This is a genomic window from Streptosporangium sp. NBC_01810 (assembly GCF_035917355.1).
Classification (GTDB): domain Bacteria; phylum Actinomycetota; class Actinomycetes; order Streptosporangiales; family Streptosporangiaceae; genus Streptosporangium.
In genome coordinates, this window is the sequence record NZ_CP109070.1 from 5,526,591 (window position 1) to 5,549,614 (window position 23,024).

At 69.6% G+C, this 23,024-nt stretch carries 17 protein-coding genes; 7 read left to right on the forward strand and 10 right to left on the reverse strand.

All coding sequences use genetic code 11. The annotated features are described in order from the left end of the window. Positions 1-15: 15 nt before the first annotated feature. Positions 16-2,829, reverse strand: coding sequence for a preprotein translocase subunit SecA (secA, locus tag OIE13_RS24430; protein WP_326636186.1), 2,814 nt, complete (start codon positions 2,827-2,829; stop codon positions 16-18). A gap of 337 nt (positions 2,830-3,166) precedes the next feature. Between secA and OIE13_RS24435 the strand changes: the two genes are divergently transcribed. Continuing rightward, the gene (locus OIE13_RS24435) at positions 3,167-4,354 is read left to right on the forward strand and encodes a winged helix-turn-helix domain-containing protein (protein WP_326636184.1); all 1,188 of its coding nucleotides are present in this window, start codon (positions 3,167-3,169) and stop codon (positions 4,352-4,354) included. Positions 4,355-4,459: 105 nt separating this feature from the next. On the opposite strand, the gene OIE13_RS24440 is transcribed toward OIE13_RS24435, so the two are convergent. The 6 genes from OIE13_RS24440 to mtrA all read right to left on the reverse strand — a co-directional run bounded on the left by OIE13_RS24440 (position 4,460) and on the right by mtrA (position 11,457). Next, positions 4,460-5,164, reverse strand: a complete 705-nt coding sequence (locus OIE13_RS24440; protein WP_326636182.1) for a response regulator transcription factor — start codon at positions 5,162-5,164, stop codon at positions 4,460-4,462. A 94-nt stretch (positions 5,165-5,258) separates the two neighbouring features. Next, complete coding sequence (hpf, locus tag OIE13_RS24445; protein WP_326636180.1) at positions 5,259-5,900, reverse strand: ribosome hibernation-promoting factor, HPF/YfiA family; 642 nt, start codon at positions 5,898-5,900, stop codon at positions 5,259-5,261. A 519-nt stretch (positions 5,901-6,419) separates the two neighbouring features. Continuing rightward, on the reverse strand, positions 6,420-7,124 hold the full coding sequence (locus OIE13_RS24450; RefSeq protein WP_326636178.1) for a ComF family protein: 705 nt from the start codon (positions 7,122-7,124) through the stop codon (positions 6,420-6,422). Positions 7,125-7,229: 105 nt separating this feature from the next. Further along, on the reverse strand, positions 7,230-9,029 hold the full coding sequence (locus tag OIE13_RS24455) for an LpqB family beta-propeller domain-containing protein (RefSeq protein ID WP_326636175.1): 1,800 nt from the start codon (positions 9,027-9,029) through the stop codon (positions 7,230-7,232). Continuing rightward, entirely contained in the window at positions 9,019-10,755 is a 1,737-nt protein-coding gene (mtrB, locus tag OIE13_RS24460; protein WP_326636173.1) for an MtrAB system histidine kinase MtrB, read from the reverse strand. The genes OIE13_RS24455 and mtrB overlap by 11 nt, the downstream gene beginning before the upstream one ends. Before the next feature lie 24 nt (positions 10,756-10,779). Further along, positions 10,780-11,457, reverse strand: coding sequence for an MtrAB system response regulator MtrA (gene mtrA, locus OIE13_RS24465; RefSeq protein WP_326636171.1), 678 nt, complete (start codon positions 11,455-11,457; stop codon positions 10,780-10,782). A 619-nt stretch (positions 11,458-12,076) separates the two neighbouring features. Here mtrA and OIE13_RS24470 point away from each other — a divergent pair. From OIE13_RS24470 to OIE13_RS24490, 5 genes are all read left to right on the forward strand, one after another. Continuing rightward, on the forward strand, positions 12,077-13,120 hold the full coding sequence (locus OIE13_RS24470; RefSeq protein WP_326636169.1) for a glycerophosphoryl diester phosphodiesterase membrane domain-containing protein: 1,044 nt from the start codon (positions 12,077-12,079) through the stop codon (positions 13,118-13,120). Further along, on the forward strand, positions 13,105-13,776 hold the full coding sequence (locus tag OIE13_RS24475) for a DUF4129 domain-containing protein (protein ID WP_326636167.1): 672 nt from the start codon (positions 13,105-13,107) through the stop codon (positions 13,774-13,776). The genes OIE13_RS24470 and OIE13_RS24475 overlap by 16 nt, the downstream gene beginning before the upstream one ends. Further along, positions 13,773-14,948, forward strand: a complete 1,176-nt coding sequence (locus tag OIE13_RS24480; protein ID WP_326636165.1) for a DUF4350 domain-containing protein — start codon at positions 13,773-13,775, stop codon at positions 14,946-14,948. Before OIE13_RS24475 ends, OIE13_RS24480 begins: the two co-directional genes overlap by 4 nt. A 101-nt stretch (positions 14,949-15,049) precedes the next feature. After that, a complete protein-coding gene (locus OIE13_RS24485) occupies positions 15,050-15,973 on the forward strand; it encodes an AAA family ATPase (RefSeq protein ID WP_326646976.1) in 924 nt (307 codons plus the stop codon). Between the two features lie 3 nt (positions 15,974-15,976). Beyond that, positions 15,977-17,341: a DUF58 domain-containing protein gene (locus OIE13_RS24490; protein WP_326828808.1), complete on the forward strand. Its 1,365-nt coding sequence runs from the start codon at positions 15,977-15,979 to the stop codon at positions 17,339-17,341. Positions 17,342-17,439: 98 nt separating this feature from the next. Here the strand turns inward: OIE13_RS24490 and OIE13_RS24495 are convergent, their stop codons facing one another. Further along, on the reverse strand, positions 17,440-18,435 hold the full coding sequence (locus OIE13_RS24495; protein ID WP_326636161.1) for a stage II sporulation protein M: 996 nt from the start codon (positions 18,433-18,435) through the stop codon (positions 17,440-17,442). 116 nt (positions 18,436-18,551) lie between these two features. Between OIE13_RS24495 and OIE13_RS24500 the strand changes: the two genes are divergently transcribed. Continuing rightward, positions 18,552-19,649: an RDD family protein gene (locus tag OIE13_RS24500; RefSeq protein WP_326828809.1), complete on the forward strand. Its 1,098-nt coding sequence runs from the start codon at positions 18,552-18,554 to the stop codon at positions 19,647-19,649. Between the two features lie 134 nt (positions 19,650-19,783). On the opposite strand, the gene OIE13_RS24505 is transcribed toward OIE13_RS24500, so the two are convergent. Together OIE13_RS24505 and OIE13_RS24510 are read right to left on the reverse strand one after the other, a co-directional pair. Continuing rightward, complete coding sequence (locus OIE13_RS24505; protein WP_326828810.1) at positions 19,784-21,166, reverse strand: LVIVD repeat-containing protein; 1,383 nt, start codon at positions 21,164-21,166, stop codon at positions 19,784-19,786. Positions 21,167-21,403: 237 nt separating this feature from the next. Then, positions 21,404-22,897, reverse strand: a complete 1,494-nt coding sequence (locus OIE13_RS24510; protein ID WP_326828811.1) for an LVIVD repeat-containing protein — start codon at positions 22,895-22,897, stop codon at positions 21,404-21,406. Positions 22,898-23,024 lie beyond the last annotated feature (127 nt).

Here is a 23,024-nt window from a genome sequence, read left to right on the forward strand (position 1 = left end):
CCCCGCAGGCGGCGATCAGGTCTCGACGTGCCTGGGGTCGCCGTGGCAGCGCTTGTACTTCTTGCCGGAACCGCAGGGGCACGGGGCGTTGCGCTCGACGTTGCCGTACGCGTCACGCTCGGCCTTGCTGCTGATCCGGGTGTGCTCCACCTCACCGCTCTCGCCCGGAGCCGTGTACTCCAGCTCGGTGGGACGCTGCGGGCCGCGCAGGCCGCGGGCGATGATCGAGCGGGTCTCCGCGACCGCCGCGTCCTCGGCGGGGTCGGCCTCCTCGACGATCGGGTTGCTCTGCACCTCGACCTCAAGGTTGAACAGGTAACCGACCGATTCCTCCTTGATGCCCTCAAGCATCTGGGAGAACATCTCGAAGCCCTCGCGCTGGTATTCGATCAGCGGGTCGCGCTGGGCCATCGCGCGCAGGCCGATGCCCTCCTGAAGGTAGTCCATCTCGTAGAGGTGCTCGCGCCACTTGCGGTCGAGAACCGACAGGATGACGCGGCGCTCCAGCACCCGCATGCCGTCCGGGCTCATGGCCTGCGCGTTGATCTCCTCCTCGCGACGGTCGTAGGCGGCCATCGCGTCGGCCTTCACCCGCTCGGTGAGGATCTGGGCGGTGAGCTCCTCGCGGCCTCCCACCTCCTCGATGAGCTCATCCGCGGTGATGCCGATCGGGTAGAGCTGGCCGAGTGCCTTCCACAGCTTGTCGAGGTCCCACTCCTCGGCGAAGCCCTCCGCGGTGGCACCCGCGATGTACTCGTCGATCACGTCGTTGACGAAGCCGCGAATCTGCTCGTGCAGGTCCGCGCCCTCCAGCACCCGGTGGCGCTCGGCGTAGATCACCTTGCGCTGCCGGTTCATGACCTCGTCGTACTTCAGAACGTTCTTGCGGATCTCGAAGTTCTGCTGCTCGACCTGATGCTGGGCGGAGGCGATGGCCTTGGAGACGATGCCCGACTCGATCGGGACGTCGTCCGGGATGTTGAGGCGCGTCATGATCATCTCGACCCTGGCCGAGTTGAACAGGCGCATGAGGTCGTCCTCGAGCGAGAGGTAGAAGCGCGACTCGCCCGGGTCGCCCTGGCGGCCCGAACGGCCGCGGAGCTGGTTGTCGATGCGCCGCGACTCGTGCCGTTCGGTGCCCAGGACGTAGAGGCCACCGAGTTCGGTGACCTCGTCGTGCTCGGCCTTCACGGCCTCCTTGGCCTTCTCCAGCGCCTCGCCCCAGGCCTTCTCGTACTCCTCCGGGGTCTCGACCGGGTCGAGGCCGCGGCTGCGCAGCTCCAGGTCGGCGCGGAAGTCGGGGTTGCCGCCGAGCATGATGTCGGTGCCTCGACCGGCCATGTTGGTGGCCACCGTGACGGCGTGCTTGCGGCCCGCCTCGGCGATGATCGCGGCCTCACGGGCGTGGTTCTTGGCGTTGAGGACCTCGTGCTTGACGCCCTTGCGCTTGAGCTCCTTGGCCAGGCGCTCGGACTTGGCGACGCTCGTGGTGCCGACCAGGACCGGCTGGCCCCTCTCGTAGCGCTCCTTGATGTCCTCGACGCTGGCCAGGAACTTGGCGTCCTCGGTCTTGTAGACCACGTCGGCCTGGTCCTTGCGGATCATCGGCCGGTTCGTCGGGATCGGGACGACACCGAGCTTGTAGGTCTGGTGGAACTCGTTGGCCTCGGTCGCCGCGGTGCCGGTCATGCCGGAGAGCGTCTCGTAGAGGCGGAAGTAGTTCTGCAGCGTGATCGTGGCGAGAGTCTGGTTCTCGTCCTTGATCTTGACGCCTTCCTTCGCCTCGATGGCCTGGTGCATGCCCTCGTTGTAGCGGCGGCCGTGCAGGACGCGACCGGTGAACTCGTCGACGATCAGGACCTCGCCGTCGACGACGATGTAGTCCTTGTCCTTCTTGTAGAGTTCCTTGGCCTTCAGCGCGTTGTTGAGGAAGCCGACCAGGTGGGTGTGCTCGGGCTTGTAGAGGTTCTCGATGCCGAGCCAGTCCTCGACCTTCTCCACACCGGACTCGAAGATGCCGACCGTGCGCTTCTTCTCGTCGACGGCGTAGTCGCCGGTGTTCTCCTCGCCGTCCTTGCCCTCGGTGCCCCTGCGAAGCCGGGGGACGATCTTGGCGAACTCGGAGTACCACTTGCCGGACTGCTCGCCGGGCCCTGAGATGATCAGCGGCGTCCTGGCCTCGTCGATGAGGATCGAGTCGACCTCGTCGACCACGGCGAAGTGGTGACCGCGCTGCACGCACTCTTCCAGCGACCACGCCATGTTGTCACGCAGGTAGTCGAAGCCGAACTCGTTGTTCGTGCCATACGTGATGTCGGCGTTGTACTGCCTGCGGCGCTCGTCGGCGGGCATGTTGGCCAGGATCACGCCGACCTCGAGACCGAGGAAACGGTGGATGCGGCCCATCTCGTCGCCGTCCCGCTTGGCCAGGTAGTCGTTGACCGTGATGACGTGGACGCCCTTGCCCGAGATGGCGTTGAGGTAGGTGGGCAGCGTGCAGGTGAGGGTCTTGCCCTCACCGGTGCGCATCTCCGCGATGTTGCCCATGTGCAGGTTGGCCCCGCCCATGATCTGCACATCGAAGTGGCGCTTGCCCAGCACGCGCCGGGAGGCCTCACGAACGGTGGCGAAAGCCTCGGGGAGCAGGTCGTCGAGGGACTCGCCGTCGACGTAGCGCTGCTTGTAGTCGGCGGTCAGCGCGCGAAGCTCGGCATCGGTCAGGCTCGTGAAGTCGTCTTCAATGGAGTTGACCTGGTCGGCGATCCGCTTGAGCTTACGCAGAAGCTTGCCTTCGCCGGCGCGAAGAATCTTATCGAGAAAGGCTGGCACTTTAGGTAAAGCTCCTCGCAGGTCTTCCGCGGCCGGACCGGCCCGGCTGAGGACGAGACATGGTTCTCCGCTGCCATCGTAGGCGGTTCCGCCACCAGACACAGCCACCCTGAAAGACGCTCTTGCGGCCTGTGGAGTTCCTTGCCCGCTTCTTTGAGAGAGTACGACCGAGCTCCAAAGGGTATGTCGTCTTTTGCCCTGTCCGCAGCTGGTAGTCGTGTGAAGACGGCACCACCCCGGGGATGTTCAGGGATGTTCAGACACCGGCATAGCATTTTTGTCGGTGTCAGGCGCTAGCCTCAGCCGCACACCGTGTTGTCTTCCCCCGGGGCGGTCAATGAAGCTCTCCCTCTCCTCAGACGAGGCCCGCCGCGTCATCCTGCGCGCCCAGGGGTTCCTCGGCGCGCAGTCCCGGCGCGGCGGCGCGGGCGCGGCCCTGCGCCGCCTGGGGGCCGTCCAGCTCGACACGATCTCCGTGCTGGCCCGCTCCCACGAACTGGTCGCGTACGCACGCCTCGGCGCGGTCGGCAGGGCGGAGGTCGAGCGGGCCTACTGGGACGAGCCCGCCAGGGCCTTCGAGTACTGGTGTCATGCCGCCTGTGTCCTGCCGATCGACGACTGGCCGCTGTACGCCTTCAGGCGGAGGTATTTCCGGGCCAGGAAGTTCCGCTGGCACGAGGTGCCCGACAGTGTCGAGGCGGTGCTGCGGCGGGTCCGCGAGAACGGCCCGATCACCACCGCCGACATCGGCGGCGCCAAGAAGGGCGGCCCGTGGTGGGACTGGTCCGACTCCAAGATCGCCATTGAGTGGCTGCTCGACACCGGCGAGGTCGTCTGCACGCGCAGGGTGGGCTGGCGCCGCGTCTACGACCTGGCCGAGCGCACGGTTCCCGCACACCTGCTGGCCGAGGAGCTTTCCGACACCGAGTGCGTCACCCGGCTCGCCGGGATCGCCGGGCGCGCGCTCGGTGTGGCCACCCGCGCCGACCTCGTCGACTTCCTGCGTCTGAAGGCGCCCGCGGCGCTGCTGCTCGACGGCTGCCTGCGCGACGGGTCCGCCGGGCTGGTCCCCGTCCGCGTCCCCGAATGGCCCGAGCGTGCCGCCGACGCCTGGGCCGATCCCGTCGCGCTGGAGACCGGGCCCAGGGGCCGTCACCGTACGACCCCGCTCTCCCCGTTCGACTCCCTTGTCTGGGATCGCGCGCGCACCGCCCGCGTGTTCGGTTTCAACCACCGGCTTGAGGCGTACGTTCCCAGGGAGAGGCGTGTCCACGGTTACTTCACGATGCCGGTCCTGGCCGGAGGCCGGCTGATCGGGCGCGTCGACCCCGCCCGCGAGGGTGCCACGCTGGTGGCCCGCCAGGTGAGCCTTGAACCCGGCGTCACGCCCGGCAGGGGCGCGACCTGGATGGCCGAGGCGCTCTGGGAGGCGGCGAGCTGGGTCGGCTGCGACGCCGTCCGGGTCGAGCGGGTGGATCCTCTGCTGGCCGGCCCCCTTCAGGACGCCCTGGGCCGGGCGCGCTGAGCCATCGGTCCAGTGGGCCGCCGAGGCACCGGGAGGCACCGGCCGCCGCGCCCGCTCGGCGGCACGGGTGCGGTGACCGTCCTGCGGTCACCGCACCGGGGCGGATCAGGTGATCTCAAGCATCCGCTCACGGACCGCGTAGACCACCGCCTCCATCCGGGAGTGGAGCTGGAGCTTGTCCAGGATGTTCCTGACGTGGTTCTTCACTGTGTTCTCGGAGATGAACAGCTGCTTGGCGATCTCGCGGTTGTTCATCCCCTTCGCGACCAGACGGAGCACCTCCATCTCCCGCTCGGTCAGGCGCGGGACGGGGAGCTGCGGGGGCCGCTCGGCCTCCTTGCGGCTCATGTTGGCGAACTCACTGATGAGTTTGGCGGCCATCGCCGGATTGATCAGCGACTGCCCTTCGTGGACGCCGCGTACGGCCTCCGGCACCTCGTCGAGCTGGACGTTCTTCAACAGGTAGCCGGTGGCACCCGCCTTGATCGCCTCGAAGAGATCCTCTTCCTCGTCACTCACGGTCAACATGATGATCCGCGTACTCGGTACCGAGGCCTTGATCTCACGAGTGGCCTCGATACCGCTCCTGCGTGGCATCCGGACGTCCATGAGCATGACATCCGGAGTGAGGCGGTCGGCGAGTTCGACCGCTTCCTGCCCGTCGCTCGCCTCGCCGACAACCTCGATGTCCGTCTCCGCGGCCAGCGCCATCTCCAGACTGCGACGGATCAGCGCGTGATCGTCAACGATCAGCACGCGGATCGGTTCGCCGTGCCCGGTCGGGCTGGTTGCGTCGTCGGGTTCCGTCACGCCTCCTCCTCGGGGGGCCAGAGCCGGTGGACCGCCATGATTACACGGGTTTCATGGTCCTCGGTTGGTCGGAGAGGATCTTTGAGCGCGTTCGTCAGGGCTCGACGAGCCGCAGCACGCCGTAGTTGTACCCCTGACGCAGGTATACGACGCTCGGCTGCCCGCTCTCCTTGTCACGGAATAGGTAGAAGTCGTGTCCCACCAACTCCATCTCGAGAAGTGCCTGGTCGATCGTGATGGGATCGGCCTTGTGGAACTTCTCCCTGACCATCAGCGGCCCATCCCCGTCCATCTGGATCGGGATGATGTCCTTGTCCTCGGGAGGTTCGGCTTCGGCCTGCTCGGTGAACGACCGGGCCGGGGCGCTTTCGAACGTCTCCGCGAGCGCGGTGGCCGTCAGTTCGGCGACCGAAGGAGGGCAGTGGTTGCCGTGGTGGATCTTCCTGCGGTCGGCGAGGCGCCGCAGCCGTCCTTCGAGCTTGCCGAGTGCGATGTCAAGGGCGGCGAAACGGTCGTCGGCCGAGGCCTCCGCCCGGACCGCTGGACCACGTGAATGGATGGTGAGCTCAACACGCTCTCGCTGATCGACGATACGGGGATTACGTTCTTTGGACACCTCCACGTCAACGCGAATGAGCTTGTGATCCAAACGCTCGATCCTGGCCAGCTTGGTGTTCACGTGGTCACGGAATCGGTCACTCACTCCGGTGTGCCGACCCTTGACGATGATCTCCATGCACAGCCCCCTTCGAATCTCGACGGTGGTATTTCGGCACCCGCTCGGCCGACCTGGTCTTCGTCCCCACATCCGCCTGCTGAGGGTTTCGCAGCTCTTTGCCACTACATGCCCTTCTCTTCTGGCGAGGAACATCTGGCTCCCCGGGAAGGCAGGACTTACCTCTAAGCCGCACCGTGATCGATCGACGAAAAGTCGTCTTACGTGGACCGTTTGGCCTGCGGCTGGCATCGGCTAGCCGGGCCGGCCTCCTGTCGGAGGTCGGTCCGGCGCAACCACGGACCCGAGCGGGTGCCATGGCTCAGACGCTATCCGCATCCCGGCCGAATGTCAGCTTGGTGGTCGGGCCGAAAATCACTTTGTGTGGTTCACGGCCGGGCTGCCGATCTTCAAAGACCCCTGCCCCACGCGCGGGCACCGCCGGGTGTGAGGGCTTCTCACATCCGTTGAGCAGCTCAGAAGGCACGATCGAGACAGTGATGTGTGGCGCCGGAGTGAGACGGGGCGTCAAATCGCCCCTTACTCTCCGTCATGGTTGTGAGTTCGGACTCTCCGGCGTGTAGCGGCGACCGTGGCGGCGAGGGAAGGCGTCACGCCCACCTCGCGCATCGCCCTCGCCGCCTCCGCGAGCGTCGCCCCGGTGGTGACGATGTCGTCGACCAGCACAATCACCTCTGTGCCACCCCAGGATCGCGGCACAGGCGCGTTGCGGCCGAGCGTGACAGAGAAGGCCGCGGACAGGTTCTCGGCCCGCTGGAGGGAACTCAGCCCCGCCTGGTCGGCGACACGGCGACGCTGGGCGAGAACCCTCGCCACCGTCGCGGGCCAGCCGGCCTGGCGGAGGCAACCGGCCGCCAGCTCCGCGAGCCGGGCCACCGGGTCGTGCCCGCGTCGCCTCAAGGCCGGGCGGGCGCTGGGCACCGGCACGAGCAGCACCGGCCGCTCACCGGCCGCCGTGGCGACGGCCAGGGCCAGCGCCCCGGCCAGGGGAGAGGCGAGGGCCGTGCGGCCGCGCTCCTTGTAGGCGATGACCGCCCGCCGCACGGCGGGGGTGTACTCGGCCGCCGACCAGCACTCCGGCAGGCCCGGCGGGGCGGGGTCGGGCATCCGGCGCGCGGGCCTGCCGTGCAGCTCGGCCGCGCAGCGGGGACAGACGAGGGAGCCCGGCGCGTCGCATCCGGCGCAGCGGGGCGGCAGGATCAGGTCGAGCATGGCGGTCGTCACCCGTCCAAGATGTCATGTCACACCGACAAAAAGCCCAGCCCAGGGCACCGGCGGGGATCCCCGCCCCGCTGCGAGAGGCCGGAGGCGGCCCGCGGCGAAGGCGGTTCAGCCCAGGGGGAAGGCCGGCGAGGACGGGCCGTTCTCCGTGAAGTCCGTCGAACCGGTCTCGTTCTTGACCAGCGGTTCCCACTTGGTGGAGTTCCAGTACAGGACCTGCCGGTTGTCCTGGTCGTCCTTGGCTCCGGCCAGCAGGATGCCGTCCAGCGCGGTGATGCTCTCTATCCCTATCCGCGAGTCGAAGGCCAGGGGCTTCGGCTCGGCGGTGACCGACGCCTCCAGCAGCTCCGACTTACCGGTGAGCGCGTAGAGGGTCTTGCCGTCCTTCCAGGCGATGTCCTCGATCGTCCGCTTGTTCTCACTGTCCACCACGACCTGAAGGTTGGTGATGCGCGTGTTCTCCCGCTCACCGATGACGGTGCCGACGTGGACCTGCTCGCCCAGCCCGTCCTTGACGACCACCGCGACGTGCACGCCGTCCCGCGCGACCTTCAGCGACTTGACGTAGACCGTCTCCAGGTCGGGGGCCGACACCCGGTAGCGGTGCTTGTTGTCGCCGTCGTGCCGGGTCACGATCGAGGCGTGGTCGTTGGGCCGGTCGACGGTCCAGAGCGTGTGGTGGCGGTCCCAGGACGGCGGGATGAGGGATTCGCCGGTGGTCCACACCCGCCACTCGCCGCCCGCGGCGAGCGGCGCGACGGAGACGCTCCTGCCGTCCCGGGAGAGCGCCGCCACCTGCTGCACCGACTGGCCGCTGATCGCCGGGCGGGTGAGCCCGCTCTCCTTCTGGCCGGCCCTGCCCGGCACGGGTCGCCCGACGTTCTCCTTGTCCAGCAGCCAGAGCGCGCCGTCGGCGAGATAGAACGAGGCGGCGGTGTCGGGGCTCGTCCACGGGTCGAAGTTCGACTGCTCCTGGGCGTCGATCTGCAGAGGCGTGTCGGCGTAGTACGACTCGCCGTTCACCTTGACCTCGAAGCCCCAGCCGCCCTGGGTGAGCGCGGTGAGCGTCGCGGCCAGCTGGGCCGACATCGGGTCGATCAGGCCGGGGTCCACCCGCTCGGTGAGGTCGACGACGACCCGGTTGTTCTCGGTGGTGACGTCGATGAGCTCGGTGCCGGCGAAGGCGGAGCGCACCGCGCCCTTGAGGGAGCTGCTCGGCCCCCGAAGCAGCCGCTCCACGGTCGTCTTGGCGAAGTTGGCGCCCGGGTCGATCGGTACCCGCACCTGATCGACCACCAGCCCCTTCCACTGGGAGTCGAGAAAGTAGAGATCCACGGGGAGGTAGCCGCGGGCGACGTCGGCCTCGGAGAGCAGGAGACCGTCGGGGGCCGCGCTGATGCGCCACTCCCCGCCCGCGTCCTTGGCGAGCGTGAAGGGCTGATTCAGGAGACCGCCGCTCGGACGGTAGCGACCGTCCTGATCGATGACGGCGGTTTTGGTGCCCTTGAGCGTGACCTGGGCATGCTTGTCCTCATCCCGCAGCGGCGCGAACCTCTCGTAGTCGCCCTGCCGGTAGACCGTGACACCGCTGTGCGGGTTCCACTTGTCCGCGAAGTCGTCGGTGAGGTATTCGCGGGCGACCCGGAAGTCGGGGTCGTCGGGGCTCGCCATCGCGGCGCGGAAGCCGGTGACGACCTCCTGGGGCGACCACGCGGCCTTCGGCGGCATGGCGATGACCCGCGCGTATGGGTTGTCCAACGGGTTGCCCTTGCGCTCGTTGTCGACCGCGACGACGGACTTGCCCCCGGTGGGGATGACCGAGCAGGCGGTCACCCCGAAGACCAGGGCGACGGCCAGGGCGACGGCCAGGGTCGCCGTCCCCGCCTTCCGCATGCTCTCAGCCGGCATCGCGTCCCCCGTCGGCCACCGCCGGCGACAGCACCGGCGTCATGTGTCCCCGCCACGTGCGGCGCATCTCCACCTCCGGCGGGACCAGCGGCAGCGGCGAGCCCCGAAGCACCGCCCCCGCCACCCTGGGCAGCGAGAGCCGGAACTGCGCCCCCTCCCCGTGCGAGCCCCAGGCCTGCAGCCAGCCGCCGTGCAGGATGGCGTCCTCCCTGGAGATGGCCAGCCCAAGGCCCGTACCGCCGATTGTGCGCGCCCGAGACGGGTCGGCCCGCCAGAACCGGTCGAAGACCAGGTTCTCCTCGCCGGGTTTCAACCCCACCCCGTGGTCGCGTACCGCCACCGCCACCGCGTCCCTGTCGGCGGCGACCGAGACGACGATGTCCCGGCCCTCGCCGTGCTCTATCGCGTTGAACAGCAGGTTGCGCAGGATGCGCTCGACCCTGCGGCTGTCCATCTCCGCCATGCAGGGCTCACCGGGCAGGCGCAGGTCGAAGCGGGTGGCGTGGCGCTCGGCCAGCGCCTCGGAGTCGGCGACGGCGCGGAGCACCACGTCCCTGACGTCCACGGGGTCGACGTCGAGGTCGGCCGCGCCCGCGTCGTAGCGGCTGATCTCCAGGAGATCGGCGAGCATCGCCTCGAACCGGTTGAGCTGGTTCTGCATCAGCTCGGCCGAGCGCGCGGCCATCGGGTCGAAGTCCTCACGGGCGTCGTAGAGCAGGTCGGCGGCCATCCGCACGGTGGTCAGCGGGGTGCGCAGCTCGTGCGAGACGTCCGAGACGAACTGCCGCTGTACCTGGGAGAGCTCCTCCAGCTGGTGGATCTTCAGTGCCAGGTTGGCGGCCATCTCGTTGAAGGAGGTGGCCAGGCGGGCCAGGTCGTCCTCGCCGCGGACCTTCAGACGCTCGTCCAGGCGCCCGGCGGCCAGCCGCTCGGCGGCCTGCCTGGCCAGCCGCACCGGCGTGACGACCTGGCGGGTGACCAGGGAGGAGATCGCGGCCAGCAGCAGCACCAGGCCGGCGCCGACAAGGATGAGCATCTGCTGGACGTAGGCGAGCGTCTGCTCCTCCTTGTCCAGCGGGACGAGGTGGTAGATCTCGTACGACGAGTCGAGCCTGGTCCCCCAGGTGTCCAGGCGGGTGCCGATGATCATCCCGGGCACCGGATCGGGCTGCCCCTTGTAGTACAGCGGGGTGTACCAGGTGCTGTCCTTGCCCGCCTCCTTCTTGAACAGCTCGTCGCGCTGCCTGGGCGGGATGCTGACGGGGTCGATGTTCGTGGTGCCGTAGAACTCCCCCGGTAGCCCCTCGTTACGGATGATCACCGAGTAGCGGCTGGCGGACCCGGCCCGCCGCGCGAGCGCCTCGGTGGCCTGGCTGAGCGGGCCGCTCCCCCCCGGCTGGAGCACCTGGCCCGGCTCGACGGGCTGCTTGGCGGCCTCGGCCGGCTGGTTGAGGTAGCCGAGCACCGCGTTCCTGTCGGCCTGGGCCTCGCTCTTCGCCGCGCTCTCCCTGGTCTCCAGGGTGGCCCTGACGATCTGCTGCATGAGGAAGACGCCGAGCACGACGACGACCACGATGGAGATGACCATCGTGCTGGTGACCACGCGCAGCTGGAGCGAGCGCCAGAAGACACGGCGCACCCGCCCGGCCGCCCGCCGGGTACGACGCCGGACACCCCGCAGCAGCTGGCGCGGGGTGCGGCGGCGTTTCTTCGGTGCGGGAGGCATCTCGGGATCCGGGGGGAGTCTCGACTAGGCCGGGCCGGCCTTGTAACCGACTCCCCGGACCGTCACGACGATCTCGGGATGCTCGGGGTCCTTCTCGATCTTCGCTCGCAGCCGCTGGACGTGCACGTTGACCAGGCGGGTGTCGGCCGCGTGACGGTAGCCCCAGACCTGCTCCAGCAGAACCTCGCGGGTGAAGACCTGGCGCGGCTTGCGGGCGAGGGCGACCAGCAGGTCGAACTCCAGCGGGGTGAGGTTTATCGTCTCGTCCTCCCGCTTGACCGAGTGCCCGGCGACGTCGATGGTGATGTCGCCGATCTGCAGGATCTCCGGCGTCGGCTCGTCGGTGCGGCGCAGCCTGGCTCGCACCCTGGCGACGAGTTCCTTGGGCTTGAAGGGCTTGACGATGTAGTCGTCGGCCCCGGACTCCAGCCCGAGCACCACGTCGATGGTGTCGCTCTTGGCCGTCAGCATGACGATCGGCACCCCGGACTCGGCCCGGATCCGGCGGCAGACGTCGATCCCGTCGGCGCCGGGCAGCATCAGGTCGAGCAGGACAAGATCCGGCCGAGTATCACGGAACGCGTCAAGCGCCTTGTCACCATCGGAGACGAAGGAAGGTTCGAAACCCTCCCCGCGCAGCACGATACCGAGCATCTCAGCGAGAGCGGCGTCGTCGTCGACGACCAGCACGCGTCCTTTCATGGCCCCTCATTCGGTTTACGCAGTTCGGGAGTTATTGGGATAAACCGCTCGGTCGTCGAAGATTACCCTTGTCCGTCAAGTAGATGACACCAGCTGACCACCAGGCATCCAAACGACGAACTTCAGGCGCACACAACGTGAAACGCACAGTAGTGCCCCCCGTACGGCCGCCACCGGCCCCGGCGACTGCGAACGCCGGGCGGCGATGACCACGGTCCCAGTCTGCGGTAAACGACGGCGTCTCGGCCATCCCTCCGGCATCTCCACCGCTCTGCGGGAGACGAAACATCCGCGTGATCGCCCGATCACCACAAACAGTGTGGCCACATGCCAGGATTGGGATATGTCAGAAGGTCACGGCTCCGCTCCCGGTACGCCTCCGGGCTGGGCGTCCAACCAACCTCCGCCGTACGGCGATGCCCCGGGGTCACCGTGGACCGCACCCGGCTCGGTGCCCGACTCCCAGGCGGGCCCACCGCCGCCTTCCGGGCCGTTCCCCGGCCGGCCCCAGGATCGGCCTCAGGATCGGCCCCACGGCCAGGCACCGCACGATCGAGGCCCCTACGGCCAGGCACCTTACGGCCCGCCGCCTTACGGCGTGCGCCAGGAGCCCCCCGCGATGCGCCCCGGGATCATCCCGCTGCGCCCGCTCGGCCTGGGCGACATCCTCGACGGCGCGATCAAGCTGATGCGCTCCAACCCCAAGAGCGTCCTGGGCCTGTCCGCGATCGCCGCGGCGCTGAGCGCGATCCCCGTGGCGATCGGGCAGGCGCTCATGCTGAGCTCCACCGCCTCGTTCCTGGAGAACCCCACCGAGACGGCGAACCTCCCGGAGGCGAGCTTCCTCTCCCAGTACGGCGGCACCCTGCTCTCCTACGCGCTGCAGCTCGTGGCGGTGACGCTGCTGACCGGCGTGCTGACGCGCATCCTGGGCCGCGCCGTGTTCGGCGGCAAGATGACGGCGGGCGAGGCCTGGACGCTGACCAGGAGCCGGGTACCCACGCTGTTCGGGCTGGTGATCGTCAGCACGGTGGCCCTGCTCGCCCCGATGCTCCTGATCGTCGGGCTGTTCGCCACGCTTGACGCGGCCGGTGCCGGACCCGCCATGGTGGTGATCGCGGGCGTGTCTGCGCTGCCGGCCTTCGTGGCGTACGCCCTGTTCATCACCACCCGGCTGGCGCTCGCCCCCGCGGCCGCGGTACTGGAGCGGCGCGGCGTCGTCGACTCCCTGCGCAGGTCATGGAACCTGGTCTCCGGCGGCTTCTGGCGGACGCTCGGCATCCTGCTGCTCACCCAGATCATCGCCGCCCTGGTCGGCACGCTGCTCTCCCTCCCGTTCACCCTCGGCGGGAGCCTCCTCGCCTTCCTGGGCGGGGGCTCCACCGGTGCGCAGATCGCCACGGCGGTCATCATCGCCGTGGGCGTCACCGTCGGCTCGATGATCACCTATCCCTTCCAGGCGGCGGTCAACGGCCTGCTCTACGCCGACCGGCGGATGCGCACCGAGGCGTTCGACCTGGTGCTCCAGACCGCGGCGATCGAGCAGCGGCGGCAGGGCTGGGTCCACGCCTCGGCCGACGACCTGTGGGACCCCGCCGTCACGCCCACCGGCCCCGCGCGGCACGGGTTCCCCGATCAGGGAGCTCCGTGGTCCCAGTCCTGACGCCCCCACTCCCGACGTCCCCGTTCCCGACGTCCCCGATCGACATCGGGCGTGAGGAGGCGCGGCGCCAGGCGATCCAGGAGCTGCTCAGACCCGAGTACGCCAAGGAGTCCCTGGTCGACCGCCTCTGGCGGGGAGTGAACCAGTTCCTCGGCGACCTGCTCGACCAGGAGTCCGCGGGCGTCGTCGGCAGCCTGGCGGCGCGAGCCGTCCTCATCGTGATCGTGATCGGGATCATCGTCGCGGTGTTCCTGGTCGCCCGCAGGACCGCCAGGGGCGCCACCGCGCGCACGGAGGGGCTCTTCGGCGACCGTCGCCTCACCGCCACCGAGCACCGCGAGGCCGCCGAGCGGCTGGCCGCGGAGGCACGGTGGTCCGAGGCGGTCCGCGAGCGGCTCCGGGCCGTCGCCCGCGACCTGGAGGACCGCGTGATCATCGACTTCACCCCCGGCCGCACCGCCGGGGAGCTGGCCACGGAGGCCGGGCGCGCGCTGCCCGCGCTCGCCGCCGAACTGGCCGCGGCGGCCCGGGTGTTCGACGACGTGACCTACGGCGAGGTCCCCGGCACGCCCCAGGCGTACGAGATGATGTGCGCTCTCGACGAGCACCTGCGCACCACCCGCCCGGCGCCGGTCGTACGGATGGAGGCGCCATGAGCCTGGCCGCGCCCGAGCGTGCCGGGTCGACCTCCACCTCGCCGACCGCCCGCGGCCTCTGGCTCGGCGGCAGGGGCGTTTTCCTGGTGGCGCTCCTCGTGGTCGCCGTCGCCGTCACCGGCGTGCTGCTCGGCGGCTCCGGCCAGGAGGGGAGGCCCCTCGATCCCGCCGACACCTCGCTGTCGGGCGGCAAGGGCCTGGCCCGGCTGCTACAGACGCGGGACGTGCGGGTCGCCCGGGTCACCTCGGTCGCCGAGGCCGAGTCCCAGGCCAGGCAGGCCGGTTCCGCGGGCAGCACCCTGCTGGTGAGCGACACCTCCCCGCTCGACGAGGCGGAGGCGGAGCGGCTCGCCGCGACACCGTCGGACCTGCTGCTGGTGGGCGTACGGTCACATCTGGAGCGGCTCGCGCCGGGGGTGAGCCCGGCGCGGGAGGTGCGGGCGCGCTCCCGCGAGCCCCGATGCGCGCTGCCGGCCGCGACGAGAGCGGGCAGCGCCCACATCGGCGGCATGGCCTTCACCCCGCCCGCCGGGGCGACCGGCTGCTACCCCGCCGACGGACGGCCCACCCTGGTCTCCCAGACCACTGGGGACCGGCAGGTCACCGTCATGGGCGACGGGCAGTTCATGACCAACCTGAGGCTCGCCGAGGACGGCAACGCCGCGCTGGCGATGAACCTCGCCGGCGGGCGGCCCACCCTGATCTGGCTGACGGCCCCCGAGACCGCCCCTCGGGCGGACGGCACGGCCGGTTTCTACGATCTGATCCCCGAAGGGGTCAGGTGGGCCGTGGTGCAGGTGCTCGTCGCGGTGCTGCTGCTGGCGCTCTGGCGGGGCCGCAGGCTCGGCCCCGTGGTGGCCGAGCGGCTGCCCGTCGTCGTCAGGGCGGCCGAGACCGTCGAGGGACGTGCCAGGCTCTACCGTGCGAGGCGTGCCCGCGACCGGGCCGCCGCGGCCCTGCGCACGAGCTTCATCGACCGGGTGACCCCCCGGCTCGGGCTGCCCTCACGAGCGGGAGCCGACGCGCTGGTGAACGCGATCGCCGAGCGGACCGGCCAGGCGGCGCCACATGTGGGCGCCGCCCTGTACGGGCCCCCGCCGGTCGACGAGGCGGGGCTGGTAGCCCTGGCCGAATACATGGACATCGTGGAAAGGCAGGTCGGAAAGTCGTGACCACACCACCGGGGAACGGCGATCTCGCCGAGGCGACCTCCGTCGTCAGGACCGCGCCCGGCGCACCCGCCGCGCAGAGCGCGGACGGCGCCAGGGAGGCGCTGGGAGCCCTGCGCGCCGAGGTCTCCAAGGCGGTCGTCGGCCAGGACGCCGTGGTCACCGGGCTGGTGATCGCACTGCTCTGCCGGGGCCACGTGCTGCTCGAAGGCGTGCCTGGCGTCGCCAAGACCCTGCTGGTGCGGACCCTGGCGGCGGCGCTCTCCCTCGATTTCAAGCGGGTGCAGTTCACCCCCGACCTCATGCCGGGCGACATCACCGGTTCGCTGATCTACGACGCGAGGACATCGGAGTTCGAGTTCCGTGAGGGGCCGGTCTTCACCAACCTCCTGCTCGCCGACGAGATCAACCGCACACCCCCGAAGACTCAGGCCGCGCTGCTGGAGGCGATGGAGGAGCGCCAGGTCAGCGTGGAGGGGGCGGCGCGCGGGCTGCCGGACCCGTTCATCGTGGCCGCCACCCAGAACCCCGTCGAGTACGAGGGCACCTACCAGCTGCCCGAGGCGCAGCTAGACCGGTTCCTGCTCAAGCTGACCGTCCCGCTGCCGCCCCGCGACCAGGAGATCGCGGTGCTGGAGCGGCACGCGCTCGGCTTCGACCCGCGCGACCTGTCGCACGTCAGGGCCGTGGCCACCGTCGCCGACCTCGCCGCGGGACGCGCGGCCGTCAGCCAGGTGCACGTGGGTCCCGAGGTGCTCGGCTACATCGTGGACATCGCCAGGGCCACCCGTCAGTCACCCTCGCTCCAGCTCGGCGTCTCGCCGCGTGGCGCGACCGCGCTGCTGGCCGGAGCACGAGCCTGGGCATGGCTGTCGGGCCGCGCCTACGTGACGCCCGACGACGTCAAGGCACTGGCCAGGCCCGCACTGCGGCACCGGATCCAGCTACGCCCCGAGGCCGAACTGGAGGGCGCGACCGCCGACGGCCTCATCGACGCCATCCTCGCCTCCGTCCCCGTCCCCCGCTGACCCATGGCGTTGACAGGACGGGCCGCGCTGCTGGCCCTGCTGGGCACCCTGGTCGTGCTGTTCGCCCCCCGCCCGGGGCTTGCCGTGGCCGGGGTGGCGCTGCTGATCGCGGTGCTGGCCGTGATCGACCTGCTGCTGGCCGGGAGCGTGCGCCCGCTGCGCCTCACTCGCTCGGGCGAGCGGCTGGTACGGCTCGGCGAGTCGGTCGCGGTCGAGCTGATCGTGGAGAACCCCGGCTCCCGAAGGGTGCGCGGCGTGCTCAGGGACGCCTGGCCTCCGTCCGCCGGGGCCACGCCCCGGCACCTGCCGCTGAACGTGCCCGCCGGCGAGCGCCGCCGCCTGGTCACGACGCTCACCCCCACCCGCAGGGGGGACCGCGAGGCGGTCACGGTGACGGTGCGGGCGCTGGGACCGCTGGGCATCGCGGCCCGCCAGGGCTCGCACCGGGTGCCCTGGTCGGTCCGGGTGCTACCGCCCTTCCTCAGCCGCAAGCACCTGCCCGCCAAGCTGTCCAGACTCAGGGAGCTGGAGGGCCGGCACCCGTCGATGGTCAGGGGACAGGGCACCGAGTTCGACTCGCTGCGGGAGTACGTGGTCGGCGACGACGTCCGCTCGATCGACTGGCGGGCCACCGCGCGCCGCAACGACGTCGTGGTCCGCACCTGGCGGCCGGAGCGCGACCGGCGGGTGCTGATCGTGCTCGACACCGGCCGCACCTCGGCCGGGCGGGTGGGCACCGCCCCGATCCCGCTGGCCGGCGAGGTACCAAGGGGCGGCCGGGGCGAAATGCCGAAGATCGTGCCCGGCTGGCCCCGCCTCGACTGGTCGATGGACGCGGCACTGCTCCTGGCCGCGCTGGCCTCCCGCGCGGGCGACCGGGTCGACCTCCTGGCCCACGACCGCGCGGTGCGCGCCTGGGTGTCCGGCACCGACCGTACGGAACTGCTGTCCTCGCTGGTCAACACCATGGCTCCGATCGAGGCCGAACTGGTCGAGGCCGACTCGGCCGGGATGGTCGCGGCGGTCATGTCACGAGCCAGGCGGCGCTGCCTGGTCGTCGTGCTGACCGACCTCAACCCGGCGGCGCTGGAGGAGGGCCTGCTGCCGGTGCTGCCCCGGCTCTCCGCGCGGCATCTGGTGCTCCTGGCCGCCGTCTCCGACCCTCAGGTGGCCGAGATGGCCGCCGGGCGCGGCACCTCCGAGCTGGTCTACGGCGCGGCCGCGGCCGAGCAGCTGAGCGCGGGGCGGCGGCGGATCACCGCCCTGCTGCGCCGCCAGGGCGTGGAGGTGGTGGACGCCGCCCCCGAGCAACTCGCCCCCGCCCTGGCCGACGCCTACCTGGCGCTGAAGGCGTCCGGGCGGCTCTGACGGTCGTCCGATCGGTCTGACAGTCGTCCGGGCGGCTCCGACCGTCGTCCGATCGGCTCCGACCGTCGTCCGATCGGCTCCGACCGTCGTCCGGGCGCTCAGCCGACGCTCGGGGCGAGGTCGGGGGCGCGCTCCACGTCGCCGGTCTCGCCCGCGGCCACGGCCCGGCGGCCAAAGAAGATCACGTAGGCCAGGAAGGCGACCTCCGCGACCACCCCGATGCCGATCCGCGCCCAGGTGGGCAGCCCCGAGGGGGTGACCAGCCCCTCGATCAGCCCGGAGATCAGCAGCACCACGACCAGGCCGAGGGCCACGCTCATCACGGCCCTGCCCTGCTCGGCCAGGACCTCGACGCGCCTGCGCGGGCCGGGGTCGACGACCGTCCAGCCGAGGCGCATGCCGACGGCGGCGGCGAGGAACACCGCGGTCAGTTCCAGCAGGCCGTGCGGGGTGATCAGGCCGAAGAAGATGTCGAGCTTGCCGCGCGAGGCCATCAACCCCGCGGAGACGGCCACGTTGACCGCGTTCTCCCACAGGACGTACGGGATCGGCAGGCCGAGCAGGATGGACATGATGATGACCTGCATCGAGACCCAGGCGTTGTTCACCCAGACCTGGCCGGCGAAGGAGGTCGCCGGGTTCTCCGAGTAGTAGTCGGCGAAGTCGTGGTCGACGAGCTGGGTGATCTGTTCCGGGGTGGCGATCGCCGCCTGGACGCCGGGGTTTTCCGCCACCCAGACGGCGACGACCGTGGAGACCAGCAGGAACGCGGCGGTGGTGGCCATCCACCACCAGCGGGCCCGGTAGGCGACCACCGGGAAGGAGACCGTGAAGAAGCGGATGAACTCCCGCCAGGCCGGGGTGTGCGCCCCGGTCACCGCCGAGCGGGCGCGGGCGACGAGTGCCGACAGGCGGCCCACCAGGATCGGGTCCGCCGAGGCCGAGCGGACCAGGGACAGGTGCGTGGCCACCCGCTGGTAGAGGTCGACGAGCTCGTCGACCTCGGCGCCGTCCAGCGAGCCGCGCCGCCGGACCAGATCCTCAAGGCGGTCCCAGACGGGCCGGTGCGCGGTGACGAAGGCGTCGATGTCCACGCGGGCAGCCTATCCGTTGACCTCTTCCCGCAGCGCGAGACCATTTCGGATCCGTACCGCCCCGGGGGACGATGTCCGAGCCGTTCGAAAATCCAGGTCGAAGGTAAGGTCTGAGTGTGTCCGATGTCGTAACCGGCGAGGCCGTGGTCGTCGAGGTCCGCGTCGCCCAGCTCCCGAGCAGGGCCGCGGCGCTGCTGATCGACATGACCGTCCAGGTCCTGACGCTGCTGGGCGTCTCCCTGCTGGTCGGCAGCCTGGCCCTGCTGAGCGACCCGGCGCTGACGACGATGGTCTACATCGTGCTCACCGTGCTCGTGATCGTGGGATACCCGGTGGCGTTCGAGACGCTCACGCGCGGGCGCAGTCTGGGCAAGCTCGCCCTCGGACTCCGGGTCGTCAGCGACGACGGCGGTCCCGAACGGTTCCGGCAGGCCCTGTTCCGCGGGCTGGCCGGGGTCCTGGAGCTCTGGATGCTCAGCGGCGCCCCCGCGCTGATCAGCTCGCTGATCTCGGAGAAGGGCAAGCGGCTCGGCGACGTCTTCTCCGGCACCATCGTGATCTCCGAGCGCGCTCCGCGGCAGTACGGGCCACCGCTGGACATGCCGCCGCAGCTCGCCCCCTGGGCGGCGACGCTGGAGCTGTCACGGCTACCCGAGCAGGTCGCGGCCACCGCGAGGCAGTACCTCATGCGCTGGCACGACCTGGCCCCCGCCGTGCAGCACGGTATGGGAGTGCGCATCGCCACCGAGATGTCGGCCTTCGTCTCCCCGCCCGCCCCACCCGGCGTGCCGCCGTTCGCCTACCTGACCGCAGTCCTGGCCGAGCGCCGGCGCCGCGAGCAGGCTCGTCTGGCGCAGCAGATCGGCACGGGGTGGGCCGCCCAGCAGTGGCCCGGCCATGCCTCGCCCCAGTCCCACCCGCCCGTGCCACCACCCCAGCCGGGCCCGGGCACCCAGCCCTACCCGCCCGTGCCACCACCCCAGCCGGGCCCGGGCACCCAGCCCTACCCGCCTCCCGGAGGCGGAGGCCGGCCGTACGCACCTCCCGGGTCCGCTCCCGAGCCCTACGCCCAGCCCGCCTACCGGCCCGCACAGCCGCAGATCCCGCTCCCGCCCCCGGCCGGGTCGCCATACCCGGCACCCCCGCCGCCCGCAGCCCGGCACGCCGAGCAGGCGCCCGGCCCCACACCGGGTGGTTTCGTCCCTCCCGCCTGACCTTCTCGCCCGGCACGCGGTGCCACGGGTGCCCGGCAGCCGAGGAGGGATGGCGGGAGACCCGCCATCCCTCCTGTCACGAGACCCGCGAACTCGCCACCGGTCTCTCACTGTCGACCGGCCTCAGGGCGCGGTCAGTGCCCTCCCCGGTAGGAGGCCTGGGTCTGCACGTTCAGCCGGTCCAGGTGAACGTTCCTGGCCGGGTCGGTACGGCGGTCGTCGATCTTGATGACCTCCAGGCCCCGGTAGAAGTCGCTGGCGTAGACATAGCCGTTGTAGTAGTACGCCGACCAGATGCCGCCGCCTCCGCCACTTGGCTCGGGGCCGCGCTCGAAGAAGCCGAACTCCTGCGGGCGGGCCGAGTCGGTGAAGTCCACGAAGGAGACGCCGCCCTGGTACCAGGCCTGGACCAGGATGTCCTTGCCCTTGACCGGGATCAGCGAGCCGTTGTGCGCGACACAGTTCTCCGTGTCGGCCTGGTAGCGGCCGATCTTGAAGTAGCTCCTGAAGACCAGCTTGCCGCGGACGATGTCGTAGATGGCGTCGGCGCCGCGGTTCGGGCCGACAGTCTCGTTGCAGGTGGCCGCGCCACCGCCGCCGAGCTCGTCGGTGAAGATGACCTTGGTGCCCTTGTTGTTGAACGTCGCCGAGTGCCAGAACGCGAAGTTCGGGTCGGTGGTCCGCGCGGTGACCACCGGGTTCTCCCGGTCGGAGATGTCGAACAGGACGCCGTCCCCCATGCAGGCTCCGGCCGCGATGTCCTTCTCCGCGTAGACGGTGATGTCGTGGCAGCCACTGGTCGGGCGCAGCAGGCCGGGCTGCGTCTCGTTGCCGCCGTCGGGGAAGACGACCGGCGTGCTGACCACGGCCGCGTCGGTCGGCTTGCGCAGCGGCACCTTGATGATCGAGATCTTGTCGTGCGGCGGCCGGCAGTCTGGGAACGACTCGCTCGGGGCGTAGGAGGAGACGTAGAGATAGACGTTCTTCTTGTCCCTGCCCTTGCCGGGAACCAGCGTCAGGGTGTGCGAGCCACAGGCGGTTTCCACCGCCTTGATGTACTTGGGGTTCTTCTTGTCACTGACGTCGAAGATCCGAACCCCTTCCCACGACTCCTTGATGTCGGCGCCCTGACCGACGCTGTTGCACGAGTCGTCGCTGCGGGAGTTGTCGACCGCGCTGAACAACAGGTCGCCGTAGACGGAGACGTCCATCTGGGAACCGGGGCACAGCACGCCGCTGACCAGCTTGGCCCGCTTCGGGTTCCTGATGTCGTAGATCGAGAAACCACCGTAGTTGCCGACGTAGGCGTAGTCGCCTTGGAAGGCGATGTCGCTGTTGACGGTGGCCTCAAGGCCGGGGAGCTTGGGCAGGGTGGCCACATGCGTCACGTTTGGGCTGGTGACGACCTCACCGGGCGGGGGAATGTCGGCGGCCTGCGCGGAGATCGTGGTCATCAGCATCGCGGCGGCCGTCGCCGCCATGACCAATGCCCTGACGGTCCTTCGTGGAGTGAACACTCGGGTGCCTCCTTGGAACGGACATAAGGCATGCATAAATTAGCAAACCATCCGCACTGACACCCAGGCCAACAAAGCATGACTTTGTCACAATAAAATGTGATTCAAACCCTTTACTGAGGACCCAGAAAAGTTTACGGTCTACCTCCTTTTTTCGATTCGCCCCGGCACTCCACCCCGTCACGGGTGATGGTCACCGGGCGCCCGTCGGGCGCCCGGTGACCATCACATCAAAGGTCAGTGATCGCGGCCGTTGTCGCGGTCATCGTCATCGTCATCGTCGTCGTCGTCGCGGTCGTCGTCGTGGTCGTCGTGGTCGTGGCCGCGGCCACCCTCGTGGTAGGAGGCCTGGGTCTGTGCGTTCAGGTCGCCGAACTTGACCTTGTCGGCCTTGCCCGTGCGCCGGTCATTGATCTTCAGAACGTCAAGACCAAGGTTGAAGTCGCTGCCGTAGATGTGGCCGTCGTAGTAGTACGCCGACCAGAAGCCACCGCTGAGCCTGTGGGCGCTGTCGGGGCCACGCTCGAAGAAGGCGATCTCCTTGGCGTTGGCCGAGTCGGTGAAGTCCACGACCGAGATGCCACCCTGGTACCAGGCCTGGACCATGAGGTCCTTGCCCTTGACCGGGATCAGCGAGCCGTTGTGCGCGACACAGTTCTCGGTGTCGTCCTGGTGGCGGGAAATCTTGAAGTAACCCTTGAAGGCGAACTGGCCGTCCTCGATGTCGTAGTAGGCGTTGGCGCCGCGGTTCGGGCCGATCGCCTCGTTGCAGGTGGCCGCACTGCCGCCGCCGAGCTCGTCGGTGAAGATGACCTTGGTGCCCTCGTTGTTGAAGGTCGCCGAGTGCCAGAACGCGAAGTTCTCGTCGTCACGGACCGTGGCGGTGACCTTCGGGTCGACCGGGTTGGAGATGTCCATCAGGACGCCCTCGCCCATGCAGGCGCCGGCCGCGACGTTCTTCTCCGGGTAGGCGGTGATGTCGTGGCAGCCGCTCGTCGCCGAGGTGCGGTAGGGGTACGGCTGGCTCTCGCCGGGGTTACCACCGTCCGGGAACAGGACCGGCGTGGCGACGACCGCGGCGGACGCCGGGTTCTTCACCGGTACCTTGATGATCGAGATCTTGTCGTGCGGCGGCTGGCAGTCCGGGAACGACGCGCTCGGACTGTAGGAGGAGACGTAGACGTAGACGTTCTTCTTGTCCCTGCCCTTGCCCGGAACCAGCGTCAGGGTGTGCGAGCCACAGTTGGTCTCGACCGCCTTGACGTACTTGGGGTTCTTCTTGTCGCTGACGTCGAAGATCCGGACGCCCTCCCACGAGTCCTTGTTCGCGGCACTCTGGCCGACGCTGCTGCAGGAGTCGTTGTTGCGGGAGGAGTCGACCGCGGCGAAGAGCAGGTTGCCGTAGACCGACAGGTCCATCTGGCCGCCGGGGCAGACGACCGAGCTGACCACCGAGGTCTTGCTCGGCTTCTTGATGTCGTAGATCGAGAAGCCGCTGTAGTTACCGACGAAGGCGTAGTTGCCCTGGAACGCCATGTCGGTGTTGATGTCCGTCAGGGGGGCGGGCTTGGGCACGTTGAGGACGTGCTCGATGTTCGCGCTCTTGGCGATCTCGCCCGGCGCCGGAATGTCGGCGGCCTGCGCGGGTACCGCGGCCAGCACCGTGGCGACGGCGACTCCGGCCACGAACAGGAAACGGCCGGTCAGGCCCTTCCCAGAGGGGGTGAACACTCGCTGAACCTCCTAGCTACCTGCACCAATAAAGGGTGCATAAATGCCTAAATCGTTCATCCTGTGTGGTCGGTCAGGCAAGCCATCACTGTGTCAGCAACTGTTTTCGATATGCCGCCTTTACGGA

What these genes read in the sequence shown, in the direction of transcription:
- OIE13_RS24435 (WP_326636184.1), top strand. Translation starts at nt 3,167, where the DNA reads ATGAAGCTCTCCCTCTCCTCAGACGAGGCCCGCCGCGTCATCCTGCGC.
- hpf (WP_326636180.1), bottom strand. Translation starts at nt 5,900, where the DNA reads ATGGAGATCATCGTCAAGGGTCGGCACACCGGAGTGAGTGACCGATTC.
- mtrB (WP_326636173.1), bottom strand. Translation starts at nt 10,755, where the DNA reads ATGCCTCCCGCACCGAAGAAACGCCGCCGCACCCCGCGCCAGCTGCTG.
- mtrA (WP_326636171.1), bottom strand. Translation starts at nt 11,457, where the DNA reads ATGAAAGGACGCGTGCTGGTCGTCGACGACGACGCCGCTCTCGCTGAG.
- OIE13_RS24470 (WP_326636169.1), top strand. Translation starts at nt 12,077, where the DNA reads ATGCGCCCCGGGATCATCCCGCTGCGCCCGCTCGGCCTGGGCGACATC.
- OIE13_RS24480 (WP_326636165.1), top strand. Translation starts at nt 13,773, where the DNA reads ATGAGCCTGGCCGCGCCCGAGCGTGCCGGGTCGACCTCCACCTCGCCG.
- OIE13_RS24490 (WP_326828808.1), top strand. Translation starts at nt 15,977, where the DNA reads ATGGCGTTGACAGGACGGGCCGCGCTGCTGGCCCTGCTGGGCACCCTG.
- OIE13_RS24455 (WP_326636175.1), bottom strand. Translation starts at nt 9,029, where the DNA reads ATGCCGGCTGAGAGCATGCGGAAGGCGGGGACGGCGACCCTGGCCGTC.